This is a genomic window from Cupriavidus pampae, from assembly GCF_914271485.1.
GTDB classification, from domain to species: Bacteria; Pseudomonadota; Gammaproteobacteria; order Burkholderiales; family Burkholderiaceae; genus Cupriavidus; species Cupriavidus pampae.
Window position 1 is genome coordinate 1 of record NZ_CAJZAG010000012.1, and the last position, 14,502, is coordinate 14,502.

Genomic DNA, 14,502 nt, shown 5'->3' on the forward strand with positions numbered 1-14,502 from the left:
CCAGGCCGCCCTCAGCCGGAGCCAAGATCAAAGAGCCAGCGCGCACCGTGGAGGTCGCATGCTTTCTTCGGTATTGCCTGTTCACCACCACAGACCAGTTGATCCTTATGGTGCAGCGCCGGATCGCCGATCTGTGGCGTCAGGCTGCCGCCGATGTCCCCGCTACCGTCAATTGGGCCGCAATGTACAAAACGCTGCTCGGCGAACTTGTTGCCTTGAGCGCGCAAGGTGCGGTGCCAGATGCTGAGTTGCGTGCCCGTCTTGAAGCCTTGATCACCGAAACCCAGAAACGCAAACCACCGAGCAGGGCCTCCCTGGTCCGCGAGGGATTGATTGATGGAATTCGCCCCGTGCGGTCGTTGCTCGTCGCCATTGCAAAGCTGCCCTGGCAGGCCACCGGCGAGCATCCTGCCATCGAGTACCTTGCCAAGCTGCAAGCTTTATATCTCAAAGGATCCAGAAAGCTGCCAGTTGAAGTGGTGGCACCAAGTCTGGGAATGATCTGGCAGGTTTCGATCTCCAGCCCAGACCGGGAACGGGCGTTTCAGGCGTTGGAGGTGGCCACCCTGTTTGCCCTGCGCCGCGCGGTGCGCAATGGCTCGGTCTGGATTGAGCACAGCCTGAGCTTTCGGGGTCGTGCGCGCTTGTTCTTCACGGACGAGCGTTGGCAGGCAGAGTCCAAGAAACACTATGCCCGTCTATCGTTACCCAGCAAGGCTGCCACTTTCTTGAAGCCTTTGCTGGCCAGAGTAACTGCCGGTGTCGATGCGGTGGCCGCTGCAGCCCGCAGTGGCGTACTGCGCGTGGATGATGAACTCCATTTGTCGCCATTGCCCGCAGAGGACGAAGACCCAGAAGTGACCAAGCTGCGCGCGGCTTTGGATCACCGCATCGGTGAGGTTCAATTGCCGGAAGTGATTCTGGCCGTTGACGCCCAGGTGCGCTTTAGCTGGATCATGCTCGGACGTGAGCCGCGCTCTACCGACGAGCTGCTGATGGTCTATGCCGGCATCATGGCCCACGGCACCAGTCTGACTGCGGTCGAATGCGCGCGCATGATTCCGCAATTGTCTGCCACCAGCATTCGCCAGGCCATGCGCTGGGCGCGGGACGAACGGCGTCTGAGCCAGGCCTGCCAGGCTGTGCTGGAATTCATGCAGCGACACCCGATTGCCGCCACCTGGGGGCGGTCCGATTTGGCATCTTCTGACATGATGAGCATGGAGACCACCAAACGGGTGTGGCAAGCCCGGCTTGATCCTCGGCGCAACACACCTTCCATTGGAATCTACTCCCATGTAAAAGACCGGTGGGGCATCTTCCATGCGCAGCCCTTTGTGCTCAATGAGCGCCAGGCGGGCGTGGCCATTGAAGGTGTCATCCGCCAAGAAAAGCTGGAGACCAGCCAGCTTGCTGTGGATACCCATGGCTACACCGACTTTGCCATGTCACATGCCCGTTTGCTTGGTTTTGATCTTTGCCCGCGGTTGAAGGAACTCAAACAGCGCCACCTCTTTGTGCCACGCGGCACCAAAGTGCCCGCAGAAATCGCTGCGGTGTGCGAAGCCAATGTCGACGTCGCTTTGATCGAAAAGCATTGGGATAGTCTGGTGCACCTGGCAGCCTCGGTCATGAGCGGACATGCCAGTGCGGTGGCAGCTCTTGCGCGGTTCGGTTCTGCCGCCCAGGGCGATCCAATCTATGAGGCTGGCGTGCAATTGGGGCGGTTGCTGCGTACGGCGTTTTTGGCTGACTACTTTGTCAAGGACGCTTTCAGGAACGAGTTGCGCCGGGTGCTCAATCGGGGCGAGGCTGTTAACGCCCTCAAGCGCGCCATTTATACCGGCCGGATCAGCCCGGCGCAGGCCAAACGTGTCGATGAAATGCAGGCTGTGGCCGATGCGTTGAGCCTGATGGCCAACATCGTGATGGCGTGGAATACCTCACAGATGCAGGCGGTCCTGGATCGCTGGTCGAACCGCCGCCAGGTCATTCCACCGGAACTGATCGGGAAGATTGCGCCCACCAGGCTGGAGAGCATCAACTTGCGGGGTGTGTTTCGCTTCCCGGTTGACCGCTATGCTGACCAAATCCTGCCTTCGCGGCCAAATGCATCGATAACTGGCACCAATGGATGAAACCGACCACGGTTTGACGCCACGAATCGCAGATTTGAAAGTGAACAGGAAAGTCAATGAAATCAACGATCTACCAACACCACCTCCGCGCCAGTGCTAGCTTTTCGTACCGTCACTTATTGCACTGAAAACGAGGAGACCCCTTACCGGATCCATGTCCGGGTTGCCACTTCATTCACGTGAAAAAGGTCACGCACCTGCTTTGCGAGCTATCCGCAAAATTCCTGCATTCGTCTACGCATCGCCTCAGGCCGCCTTGCGCGCGAACTGCGCGGCGAATCGTTCCCTCGCCTGCCGCTCCGCTTCGTCGGGATCCTCTAATGACTCGTAGGCGATCGTGTCCTTGGTGAGCAGCAACTGCATCACGTCGAGGTCAATCGAATGCTCGACCAAGGGCAGCTTGACCAGCACCATGCGCTGTTGGCCGATGCGATAGGCGCGGTCCTCGGCCTGTTCCTTGATGGCCCACGTCCATGGCAGACCACCGAAGAACACGTGGTTGGCCTTGGTCAGCGTATGGCCGACACCAGCTGCGGCGGTGGTCCCGATGAAGCCCGTGGTTTCCTCGTCGTTCTGAAACTGTTCCTTGGCACGCTGCCGCTTTGTGGGGCTGTCGGTGCCGACCATGGTCACGACCTTGTGGCCGATCCCGGTCAATCGGTCTCGATACAACTGAACCGTTTCCTTGAATTCGCAGAAGATGAGGAAGCTATCGTCTGGGCCGAGTTCGGACACCATCTGCACGATGCTGTCGACCTTCAATGCTTCGATCAGCATGCGCAGGCGGCTGATCTTGGGCAGCGCCAGCAGGCCGCCGTCGTTGGCCACGGCATCGTAGCGTTCGCGCAGGTCAGGCGGCAGCCGCAGGTAGACCGGCTGCACTTGCTTGCCCTTGAGCGTCTTCAGGACAAGATTCTTCTTGCGGCGCAGCATCCACTTGGATGTCGCCTGACGCAACTGGGCCCGGAATGTGGCGTCGCCCGTGAATTGCTGCGAAAACTGCTTGAGCGGCAGGTTGCCCAGCGGATGGCCGGACAGGCGCAACAGCGTGTGGAGCTCGGTTTCCCGATTCAGGATCGGCGTCGCAGTGAGCAGCATGCGGGTCTCGACGTGCACTGCGATGTCGAAGGCCTGCCGCGTGCGGATCGCGCTTGGGTTCTTGAGGTTGTGCGCCTCGTCTATCGCCAAGATCTGGAACTGGTCCGCATGGGGCACGATTTCGCCAAGCAGCCCGTAGCTCACGACGACCCACTGCGATGATGCGTTGTAGCGCTCCGTCGCGATCGTAGCCTCCGGCGCGACCATGCGAATCTCCCTCTCCCAGTTGTAGATCAGGCTCGTGGGGCAGACGATCAAAACGCGACCAACCAGCCCCTGCTGCACCATGCGCTGCAGGCGGATGACCATGGCGACGATGGCCTGCCGAGACTTGCCCAAGCCCATGTCATCGGCAAGCAATGCCGAGTTCTGGATCAGCAGGTGTCGGACACCGTCCCGCTGAAAATCGAACAGATCCGGGAATTTGCCGATCCAATGGCCGATTTCCGCCTCTGTAATCTCGTCGGCCGCATGTGCAGTGGTCTGAGCGAGATAGAGTTCGTTGGCGCTGTCCTCGCTGCCGGCTGAGAACTCCGGGACCGCATTGTTGAACGTCTGGATTGACGCGCCATCATTCCCGCCGGTCAGCGAAAACGCATCGTCGACCATGCTGTAGACACCGGCGACGAGGGTGACCTGATCCTCGGCGAGCATCAATTCGCGCAGCAAGTTCTCGCGCAGCATTTGCGGCGCGGTGGACATGAACTTCCACGCCCTCATCGGGGCGAGATACACGGCGCGCATGGCCTTGGCCATGGCTACCGTAGCCGGATGATAGGTCCCGACGAGCGCGGACGCCGCGCCGTGGAGCTCGTAGATGCTGTACTTGAGGCCGGCGGTAAAGGCCGAAGGCTGGACCGCCTCGGCGGCCGCTTTCACTTCCGTCTGGAATCGAGGCAACTCGCTACCGAGGTCGCGCTTGGAAGCGTTGCACAGCGCGCGGATCAGATCTTCGCCGGCGTTGTCGATGACGTGGCGGGGAATCCGCCAGTACCGGCGCAGTGCTGCCGGCTTTTGGTTCTCGCCGATGTAGCGAGCTTTGTAGACATCCGATTTCAGGATGCCGGGGTTCGTCTCGTGGTGCGCGAACTGTATGGCGTAGTCGAAACCGTCGTAGACGACAGATTTAACGAGTGGCCCGCCGCCGGCAGGCTTCGCGAGAGCGCGCAACACGAGTGCCATCAAGCGCCCTTCCTGTCGCGGGCAAGATAGGCCATCGCAGCGGCACGGGCCTTATCGATCGCCGGAGTCGGGTTGGTCACAACGCCTTCCGGCAACGGGATACCGAGGTGGTTGTGCAGGGAACGCAGCAGCTTGTTGTTCTCGCGTACGAGACGTTGCTGTGCGGGGATCTTGAGAAACCAGCACAATACCTCGCGGGCGGCGAGCACGACGACCGTCAGGATCAACAGGCCGGTCAGGGCGGAACCGAATGACATCGGTGGCATCAGCACACTCCAGTGGGCGCCTGCGGGCCTACAGCCCACGGGTCGGTGATGAGAGAGGATTTCAGGGCGCGCCAATGGCAGCCGCGATCGGCCAGCACGGCAGCGAGCAGCGGGAAGCTCGCACGGCCTTCCGCCCAGAGGGCGAACAAGGCCCGTAGGCGGCCATCGGGGCCCATGGCATCGATGGGATGCTCGATGCCGGCGATCTCCACCAGCACGCGTGAAAACTGGCCGTCGCTGCCAGCAATGCCGCCGCGCGCGTCGTCTACCGCCAAACCGATGTCACCGCCTGCCTGCGTAAGCAGCTTGGCCAAGCCGATGGCCAGTAGCGCCACAGGACCCAGTGCGGCGCCGCAAGCATGCTCGGGCACGGATACGTGAGCGACCGCCGCCAACATTTCGCGTAGGTCCCGGCCGCTGTCGTGTGAGTAGGTCGGAACACGTAGGTGTCGGTCGTGGGCAGAAAGGTGGCTCACGCGTCTCGCCCTCGGCGGCGCCCGCCATTGAATACTTTGTCGTAGAGCGACAGGATTGACTCCTCACCCTCACTACTGGCATCGGCCTTCGCGCGCAGCGCTAACTTCTCTCTAGCGACCCAGAGCTGGCGAAGCAACAAGGCGCCGCTGTGAGCATTCGCAATCTGCGGGTGCTTCTCTGGATCGGCCGCGCCGGCGTCGATTGCGGCCATGATGAGGTCGTGATCGGGCTGTGTCTGCAGATCCTGAACAGACTGGGCGCTGCGCTCGATACCGGGGACAAGGGCGGCCACATCCGGGCCATAGCAGACGACACCCTGCCTGTTCACGAGTTCAAGTACCTTGCGGCGCAGATCGTCGGACGTGGGGAGCGTATGCAGGTTGGCGGCTTCGCTGTCGGACAGTGCATAACGGTCCACAATCTCTTCAATGGCAACACGCGGGCGGCAGCGCGATTCCAGCAAGGATTTGCCGTCCTCGGCCACGATGGCGATCTCGAAGATGTCGAGTGAAGAGCCATGACCCACGGGCAAGATGTGGATCATTACCCGGGCCACTGGCTTTTCGACGGACTTGGGATCGATCACCACCGGTTTGTCGGCGTTCAGGCCTGCTTCGATGCCGGCACGCTCGTCTTCTGTGAACTTGAAGCTGTCGACTGCCTCGATCAGGCCCTTGAGGGCGCCATCAATGTTCGGCCGCTCTGCGGCGCGTTTGCGCGAGAGCTCGTACAGGTAGTGACTATAGATGCCGGCCACTTCCGTGAACGCCACCTGCCGCCCGACGTTGTCGATCAGGATGAAGAGCCGGCGATCCAGTACGCGCAGCCAGCCCATCTCGGCGGCCTGCAACACGCCCAGCGTGCGCGCCTGCTGGAGCATTGCATAGATGATCGTGCTGACATAAGCGTGGCGCTGCATGATCTCGCGGACCCTGCGCTTGCCCTTGTACTGCTTGAGCGTGGCGACGGCCTTGGTGGTATCCAGCGCGAACGTGTCGCTCGCCGCGTCGTATGACTGGGACTGCTTCCAGCATTCTGCCAACAGCGCAGTCGTGGCGCGCAGCGCGTCATCGTATTCGTCATCCGGCATGTCCTGATCCGTCGCGGCGATGCGCGGGGCGAGGATGGCCATCACCATCAGTTCGGTGCGACTGAGGTCCTTCCAGCTGCCGCGCCAGAGCTTCCCCATCTGGCCCCGGAATACCGCGCCTGCGCGTTCACGATTGACCGCGTAGTCACCTTCGGTCTTGGCCCGAACCATCAGCTTGTGCTTCATCACAAACTGCTTCTCGGTGTCCGGCATGCGGTATTTGCCCTCGTTGACCGATTTTTTGGTGAGGTCAAGCTTCCGGAAGAGCTGCGCATGCGGATAGATTTTGCCCATCGCATCTGTGAAGGTGTGCAACGTGTAGGGCTTCGGCCGAGCGAAATTTTTGTGATTCAGCGGGTTGGTGGCCAACGAGCGCCGCGCGATCCAGACGGCGAGCGGGATGATGCAGACAAAGGCGGTGAAGAGGTTCGCGTGCAGGCTCGACGTCGTCATATGCTCGATCTGCACCAGCGACGGATCGGAGACCAGAAAGAACGTGAACCACTGACGGAAAATTCCGGCCACCAGCCACGCACTGGCCAGCATCACCCCGATCATCATCAGGGGTGTCGCATATTGACGCAGCGGTGTTAGGCCTCGCAGTGGCAAGGAGAGGAAGCGTGCGATTACGCCTGTAGCGACGAGCACCCCGCCCGCGACGAGCGCGCCCCAGTGGCTGAGCACCACAAATGCTGCGAATTCGGCAACGCGGATATGGCCGTATGCGGTAGCGATGGCCGTGTGGAACCGGTCCCACAGGATCCACGCGAAGATGACAATCACGAAGACGCCGAAGATCAGCATCAACGGATCAATCATCGGCTTGGATTGGGATTTCTGGGAACTCATACGGCGGCCGCGAAGAGCGCAGTGGTCTTTTGGACGCGAGCGGCGTGCTCGGCGTCGCGTTGGAGGGCGGCGAGAATCGCCGAGATTTCGGTGTCTATTTGTTCAGCGCCGAGCTCAGCCGTGCGTTGCATCGTGCCCACGACGGCGGCGCGGACTACCTGCTGCAGCGCTGGGATAGTGATGCGCTCGACAGCGGCAGCGCGGGCGTCAAGATCGGCCGCCGCGACAGCAAACCAGCTGCAGATCAGCGCCGCGAAGTCATCAATGAGCACGGTGGGAATCTGCTCCAGATGCTGGGGTGCCAGCTGGGAGAGGCGTGCCAGATTTTCGTAGAAGGCTGCTCGACTCCTATCCGGTGCAGGGGGCTTTGCCTTGGTGCCGATATCCTCCGCCGTCGGCTTGGCGTCTCGGCTCCGATGGCCAGCCTTGCGCGCCACGCCCATATTGATTATGGCCTCCACGTGCGTACGCAACGCTTCCTGCAGCGTCGGCGCATGGCGTATGGTGGCCAGCATCTCACTAGCCTCACGCGCGATCGCTGCGCGGTTCTCAGGGAGGTTCAAGTCCCGCCCGGCGGTGAGGATCTTGGTGATCCGAGCCGACAGCGGCTCAGCGTGGGTGCCGATATACGCGGTCCATGCATCCAAGCCATTCGCGCGAACGTAGCTGTCCGGGTCGTGTTCGGCCGGCAGGCTGACGAAAGACGCGGTCTTGCGGTCGCCAATGACTTCCAGCACAAGCAGTGCGGCGCGGTTGGCCGCTTTCTGGCCGGCACCATCGCCGTCCATGGCAAACACCACATGGTCGGCCAGCTGAAAGAGACGCTGCAGCTGGTCACTGGTAATGCTGGTGCCCAGCGCGGCGACCGCGCGGCCTTCCCCATGCTGATGCAGAGCCACCACGTCCATGTAGCCTTCCATCACGAACGCGGTACGCGTGCGGCGGATCTCTTGCTTGGCCAACGCCAAGCCGTACAGTTCCCTGCCCTTGCGAAAGATGGTGCTCTCGGGAGAGTTCAGGTACTTCGGTTCCTCATTACCGACCGTGCGCCCGCCAAAGCCGATCACGGTGCCGGCCTCGTTTTGGATCGGGAACATGACCCGACGGCGGAACTTGTCGACGATCTCGCCGTTGGTGCGCTCGACGACGAGCCCCACTTCCACGAGATCCTTCAGCTTCACGCCGGGGAAGTGGGCAATCAGGTCACCGGAGGCGTAGCCGATGCCAAAGGCCTTGGCGGCATGGCCTGTCATCCCGCGCAATTTCAAATACTCCTTGGCCTGCGGACTGGCCCGCAGCTGACGCTGGAAGATGGTATCTGCGGTTGCCACGAGACTCTGGAGGTGCGTTTGGCGTGCCTGCGCCTGCAGGTCGGCGGGCGTTGGTACCTCGCGTTCCGGCATAGCGATGCCGGCGGACTGGGCCAGTTGCGCGACGGCTTCCGGGAAACTGTACCCGTCGTGGTCGATCAGCCAGTCAAAAGCGGTCCCGTGCGCGCCGCATCCGAAGCAGTGGTAGAACTGTTTGGTCGGAGAGACGGTGAAGGACGGCGATTTCTCGTTGTGGAACGGGCACAGGCCCATAAAATCCCGGCCCGCCTTGCGTAGTTGCACATAGGGCTGGATCAGCGCGACGATATCCGCGCGCTCGCGGATCGTGTCGAGAAAGGCCTGCGGAAATCGTTGCATCTCAGCGCCCTGCCGGCCTGCAGGTTAGCTGGCGGCCGTCGGCAGACACCGCAATCCCGGTAAGGCCTGCGTCGGCCATAACGGCCTGCAGATCCTGCGGCAGTTGCGAAGCGTAGACGCGCAGGGACTTGTTAAAGCGAAGCTGGTAGTGCGAATCCTGTCGGCTGACTTCGGTCAGCAGCAGGCGCTGGCCCATCGACACGGGGTGACGCAAGGCATAGCGTACGCCATCCTCTAAAGCCGGCACGTCGCCGTGAAACGGCAGGCCTTGCGGCTTAAAGACGGGACGCGGAAGCATCTGGCGTGGCTGGCAGTGTCGCAGCCCGGCGTAGATACCGTGCAATTGCGCAGCGTCGGGAACGGTCACTTCCCGATACAGCGTGGTCGTCAGCGCGCCGCCCCACGCCAGCGGGGGCAGCAACGAGAGCAGCACGGCAGTAAGAGTCAGAAGACGCATGGGCCCGGATGGCTGGAGACGATATGGGCGCATTATGCACTGCCCGGATAGAAAATAAAAACTAAATTCGCATCCAAAATAGTGTAAATATGAGACAACTAGCTTCGTTCCGGGAATTCGAAGGTAACTTTCCCGTCGCCGCCCAAAATCAGGGCGGCCGTGAAGGCCTTCTTGGTCTTCGTGCTCTTGAACTTCGAGATCTGACCGGTGCGACGATGGGTCAGCAACGCTGTGACATCGGCATCGGTCAGCCGGTAGCTCGCGGTTTCGCCGAAGATGATGAAATCGCAACTGCCACCCTTCGCCGCCCCCGCTTCGCACTTGAAGTGCTCCCCGATCTTGTAGACCTTGGCACTGCACTTGGGGCAGGCGCCCAGCGCCGTCGCGCCTTCCGCCGGCGCCGTGGGGCGCTCCGGAAACTCGAACTTCAGATCGGAGAAGTCTTCGGTCCAAACCAACCGGGCGGCGAACTTGTTACCGCTCTTCGTGCTGACAAAGCCTTCCAGTTCCGGGGACTTGCCTTGCAGGATCTGCCCCGCTTCGCGCTCGGAGATAGCGCGCTTGCACAGGTCGCGCGAGATCTTCACCGGGCATCCGTTGCCGACGCACTGGTAGGCGTACTTGCCGACCTTTACCGGGCTATTGCACTTGGGGCAAGCGGCGTCGAGCATCTTGGCCTCAGCCGCCGGCGTCGCAGCCGCCTTGGCACGCAGCGTGTCAATGGTCTGTGAGGCCAAGGCACGGATGCCGTCCATGAAATCGCGGCGGCTGAAGGCGCCTTGGTTGATCTGCTCCAGTTTGTGTTCCCACTCACCGGTCATTTCCGCAGAGGCCATAAAGCCGATACCGCTCTCGCGCAGGAACCGGATGCCATCCATGGCCTTGCGGGTCGGCACGAATTCGTTGTTCACGCGCTCCATGAACGGGACCTTGGGCTTGCCACCTTTGCCCTTGTTGTTGAGCAGGCCTTCAATGATGGCCGCTCGCGTGGCAGGGGTGCCCAATCCCTTGCCTTTCATGGCGTCCGCCAGTTCGGCGTCTTCGATGGACCGGCCAGCGTGTTCCATGGCCGACAGCAGCGAGGCATCGGTGTAGCGCTTCGGCGGCTGGGTCTCCTTGCCCTCAGCGCGAACGGATACCACCGTGGCCGACTCACCCGGAGTCAGCTTGACCAGCTGTTTCGATTCCTGATCTGCATCCTTGCCATAGACCTCAGTCCATCCCGGGACCACGAGCACGGTGCCTTTGGTCTCGAAGTACTCGCCCGCCACGATGGTCGTGCGCGTGGTCACCTCGCTCTCGGCGTCCGGATAAAACGCGGCGACGAAGCGTTTGGCGACCAGATCATAGATGCGCTGCTCGTCGGCGGAGAGGCCGCTGGGCGTGGTGAGGGTTGGGATGATCGCGAAGTGATCGCTGATCTTGCTGTTGTCAAAGATGCGCTTGTTTGGCACCACCCAGCCTTGGTCGACCGCCTTGCGGGCATGCGGCGCGAGCGCGCCTGCAATCTTGCCCAGCACCTGTTTGGCCGTGTCGACGTAGTCCTCGGGCAGCGCCTTGGCGTCGGTGCGCGGGTAAGTCAGCACCTTATGGGTCTCGTACAGCGCCTGAGCAATTTCGAGCGTGCGCTTTGCAGAAAGCTTGAATTTCTCATTCGCTACCCGCTGCAGCGTGGTCAGGTCGAACAGCGACGGCGGCGCTTGGCGCGTCGGCTTGGTCTTGTCGGTCACCGAACTCGGTGCGACGTTTTTGCAGCGATTGACGATCTCCTGCGCTTCCTCGGCCGTAAAGAAACGCTCGGCCTTCGCATCGCCATCGGCGCCGGGCTGGAAATGCGGGTTGTACCACCGCGCATCGTATTCGCCGGCGGCCAGTCCAAAGCGGCCGTGCACTTCCCAGTAGGCCCGAGGCTTGAAGGTGAGGATCTCGTTTTCGCGATCGACCACCATGGCGGTCACGGGGGTCTGCACGCGGCCGGCGTTCTGCACGTCGGCCTCGCCGAAAATGTGCTGCTGGAAGGCGGTCAGACCGCGCGTGGCATTGGCACCGATCAGCAGGTCCGCCTCCGAACGCGACAGCGCCGCGAAGAACAGGCCCTTCATCTCCTCGCTGGAGCGCATCGTGCGGTAGGCTTCGCGGATGCTGTCCTGCGTCATCGACTGCATCCACATGCGCTTGGACGGTTTCCGGCAGTCGTGGTACGCAATGATGTAGCGGTAGATCAGTTCACCTTCGCGCCCCGCGTCACAGGCATTCACGATGGTGTCCACGTCACCGCGCCGGAGCAGCTTGCCGATGGTCTTCAGCTGGGAGTGGGTCTTCTCGATCGGATTGAGCTGGAAGTGCGTTGCCATGATCGGCAGCTTCCACAGATCCCACGGGCGGTCGTCCTCGGGATTGAACGTAATCTCGACGAGGTGGCCAATGGCATTGGTGATGATGGCGTCGTCGCGTTCGTACCACTTGGAGCCGCCCTCCGTGACGTCGCGAAAGCCGCCGAGCGCCTTGGCGATGTCGGCGGCGACTGAGGGCTTCTCGGGAATAATCAGTACCTTGCTCATAGCGAGTCCTTTCAATGAGTCGGCGATGCATCGCCGGCCGACTGTTCGGCCGACGGCACCTTGGCTTTCACCGCGCGACGACGGACAAGGCTCTGAAGGCGGGCGCACAGGGTGCGGGCGAGCCGCCAGAGCCGGTGGTGGTCGGAGAGATAGCGCAGATAGGCGCGGAATTTGAGCCCCGGGTAGGAGCGGCGCACGGTGAGTTCGCCGTTCAACTCGGCTAGTTCGCCACCCTGCATGCCAAGGTGGATCTGGTTGGTCGAGTAGACGTGCATCACGTTCTCCAGCCATCCCTCGACGGAGATTGCGACCCTGCGCACGCCATTGTCGAAAAACGACCGCAAGAAGCCGACCTCTCTGCAAATGAGGAGCGGTTGCTCCGGGTGGCTCCCCTCCACGATGAAGACTTCACCGGTCACGCGGGAGACATAGCGCGCACCGATGAACGGATAGTCGCTGATGCGGCAGTCGTTGACGATCCACGACGGCACAAACGTGCCGATAGCGAGTTCCTCATTGCTGAGGCGGCGCACCTGCAATGCAGGGTCCTGCAGCTGCTCGCCAATCTTGCCCCGGATCTCGGTGAATACGCGATGCGGGTCCAGATGACGGCGCTTGTGTTGGTGTTCGACGCGCCTCGCCATCAGCCTGCATTCCCGGAAGGGGCCGACTGGGCTTCCCAGAGGCGCCAGCCACGTGTGAAGCAGGCGTAAGTGCCGGCACTGGCCACCAGCGTCAGGCCGAGCGAGATGGAAACGTTGCGGCCCAGAAAGAGACTGGCGAAGGCGATAAAATTGGTCGCCGAAGCGAGGCCGAACCACAGCATGGCCTCGCGCCTGACACGATCGCCCTGCTGCCAGAGGATCAAGATGCGCGTCGCGCCGGCATATAAGGCTGCTGTCGCGGCAAGCGTGGCGAACGCGGCGGCGGCTGCCGTGGCGTTCGGCAGCACGTTTGCGACCATGAGCCACCCGGCGGCGGCGGCCAGCACCAGAATCAACGCCTTCGCGTAGCGAGGCAGCGGCTTAGTTGGCATACTTGCTTTCATATCCGTAGGCGCCTTCCGGCATGTTGTCGAATCGTTGGTATTCCCCCAGCCACTGTGCTGGAGCGGTCCCGACGCCGCCCTCGCGGGCTTTGCCGATGATGATTTCGGCCATGCCCTTGTAGTCGCTGTCCGGGTTGTAGACCTCATCCCGATAAAGCAGGATGATGATGTCCGCGTCCTGCTCGATCGCGCCAGACTCGCGCAGATCTGAGGGAACAGGCCGCTTGTCCGCACGCTGCTCCACGCTACGGTTGAGCTGCGACAGCGCGATGACGGGGCAGCCGAAGTCTTTGGCGGTGCCCTTCAGCTTGCGGGAGATCTCGCTGATCTCCAACGCTCGGTTCTCGGCCGTATCGTCACCCTGCATCAGCTGGAGATAGTCGACAACGATCAGCGACACCTTTTGACCGGTTTGCTGCTCCAGCATGCGGACCTTCGACTGCAGTGTGGCGGGTGTGAGGGCTGCAGCGCTATCGATGCGGATGTTGGTGGGTTCATAGCGAGCGAAGAATGTCGTCAGACGATCGTATTCTTCGTCGATCAGCGTCCCTTTTTTGATGCGGTGGTAGTCGATGCGCCCTGCCGCACTTGCCGAGCGCATCACAAGCTTCACGAGTTCCATTTCGGCGGAGAAGACTGCGACTAGTGGGAGCCTGCCCTGTTCGTCCGGGTCCCCGAACATGCCGTGGTTGTCGGCGTATTGCATGCCGAGCACGGTCTTACCCATGCCCGGGCGGCCGGCGACGATGACCAGCTGTCCGGGTTCGAGGTCCCCGATGCGCTCGTCGAGGTTGTTGATGCCCGATCGCACGCCGCGAACGGTGCCCTCCTGCTTGCGCTGGAGGTGTTCGACCATCCGCCGCAGGTTGGTTTGCGCGTTGTCCAACAGTTCGATGTGGGTGGCCGTTGTCCCCACGCCCATTGCGGTCGCCTGCAGCTTGGCACCCACGTCCATGGGAGTCAGGCCGCTACCAATTTGTGGCAGCGTGCGCTGGATCTCCTCGATCTGTTTGGCGAGCTGTCGTCCCTTTGACTTTTCGGCGATGACCCGCGCGTACTGGTCGACGTTGGACATCGCGTACGGGGTCGCGGCGGCCTGCTGCAGGGTCTCGCGAAGCGAGTCGTGGAATCCTTGCTCGCCGGCAATCCGGTTGGCTAGCAGGACGTCGTCGATCGCCCCGCCCGCCTGCACCAGTGCCTGCATGGCGCGGAACGTCAGGCGCCCTTCAGCGGTATGGAAGTCCTCGGCGGTGATGTGGAGTGCGGCTCGGTTGTACGCGTCAACCGGCCGATCGCCGAAGAATGCTCCGATGAGGGCGTATTCGCTCTCCCGGGAGTAGATGGGCTCGCCAGCGAGCGGCGTCATTGGGCGGCCTCTGGGGGCTGGGGCGCTTTGCTCGCGGGCGCAGATCTGCGGGATTGCGCCGGCGCACAATCTTCCGGGCCAGCCAGTGCGGTTGGTGAAGCTGACAGCAGGCAGTCGCTTTCGCCGTCGGCGGTCGACCACAGCATGGCAGCGCAGATGACGGCCGTTACGCCGATGGCCACGAGCCTTTGCCGCACGGTTTGAGACAGCACAACCCCACTCCTGAAACTTGGATTGGCGTCGATGATAACGAAAAAAACATTATATTTCCATCCAGCAGTG

General features: G+C 61.9%; 11 protein-coding genes. 1 reads left to right on the forward strand and 10 read right to left on the reverse strand.

From position 1 onward, the window contains the following. On the forward strand, positions 1-2,138 hold a 2,138-nt coding region (locus LDO41_RS27005), incomplete at its 5' end, for a Tn3-like element IS1071 family transposase (RefSeq protein WP_223993954.1). A gap of 246 nt (positions 2,139-2,384) precedes the next feature. Here LDO41_RS27005 and LDO41_RS27010 read toward each other — a convergent pair. The 10 genes from LDO41_RS27010 to LDO41_RS27055 all read right to left on the reverse strand — a co-directional run bounded on the left by LDO41_RS27010 (position 2,385) and on the right by LDO41_RS27055 (position 14,220). Beyond that, positions 2,385-4,418: a DEAD/DEAH box helicase gene (locus LDO41_RS27010; protein WP_223993956.1), complete on the reverse strand. Its 2,034-nt coding sequence runs from the start codon at positions 4,416-4,418 to the stop codon at positions 2,385-2,387. Then, positions 4,418-4,675 carry a hypothetical protein gene (locus tag LDO41_RS27015; RefSeq protein WP_223993958.1) on the reverse strand — a complete coding sequence of 86 codons (258 nt, stop codon included), beginning with the start codon at positions 4,673-4,675 and terminating at the stop codon, positions 4,418-4,420. Before LDO41_RS27015 ends, LDO41_RS27010 begins: the two co-directional genes overlap by 1 nt. A gap of 8 nt (positions 4,676-4,683) precedes the next feature. Beyond that, entirely contained in the window at positions 4,684-5,055 is a 372-nt protein-coding gene (locus LDO41_RS27020) for a hypothetical protein (protein WP_223993960.1), read from the reverse strand. Between the two features lie 101 nt (positions 5,056-5,156). Beyond that, a complete protein-coding gene (locus LDO41_RS27025) occupies positions 5,157-7,100 on the reverse strand; it encodes a secretion/conjugation apparatus DotM-related subunit (protein ID WP_223993962.1) in 1,944 nt (647 codons plus the stop codon). Further along, entirely contained in the window at positions 7,097-8,788 is a 1,692-nt protein-coding gene (gene dnaG, locus LDO41_RS27030) for a DNA primase (RefSeq protein WP_223993964.1), read from the reverse strand. The genes LDO41_RS27025 and dnaG overlap by 4 nt, the downstream gene beginning before the upstream one ends. Position 8,789: 1 nt before the next feature. Next, positions 8,790-9,245: a hypothetical protein gene (locus LDO41_RS27035; RefSeq protein ID WP_223993966.1), complete on the reverse strand. Its 456-nt coding sequence runs from the start codon at positions 9,243-9,245 to the stop codon at positions 8,790-8,792. A gap of 98 nt (positions 9,246-9,343) precedes the next feature. Next, positions 9,344-11,914 carry a DNA topoisomerase gene (locus tag LDO41_RS27040; protein ID WP_223993968.1) on the reverse strand — a complete coding sequence of 857 codons (2,571 nt, stop codon included), beginning with the start codon at positions 11,912-11,914 and terminating at the stop codon, positions 9,344-9,346. After that, a complete protein-coding gene (locus tag LDO41_RS27045) occupies positions 11,818-12,450 on the reverse strand; it encodes a hypothetical protein (protein WP_223993970.1) in 633 nt (210 codons plus the stop codon). Before LDO41_RS27045 ends, LDO41_RS27040 begins: the two co-directional genes overlap by 97 nt. Continuing rightward, positions 12,450-12,842, reverse strand: coding sequence for a hypothetical protein (locus LDO41_RS27050; RefSeq protein ID WP_223993972.1), 393 nt, complete (start codon positions 12,840-12,842; stop codon positions 12,450-12,452). The genes LDO41_RS27045 and LDO41_RS27050 overlap by 1 nt, the downstream gene beginning before the upstream one ends. Next, positions 12,832-14,220 (reverse strand): replicative DNA helicase, encoded by a 1,389-nt coding sequence (locus LDO41_RS27055; RefSeq protein ID WP_223993973.1) that lies wholly within the window; start codon positions 14,218-14,220, stop codon positions 12,832-12,834. The genes LDO41_RS27050 and LDO41_RS27055 overlap by 11 nt, the downstream gene beginning before the upstream one ends. Positions 14,221-14,502 lie beyond the last annotated feature (282 nt).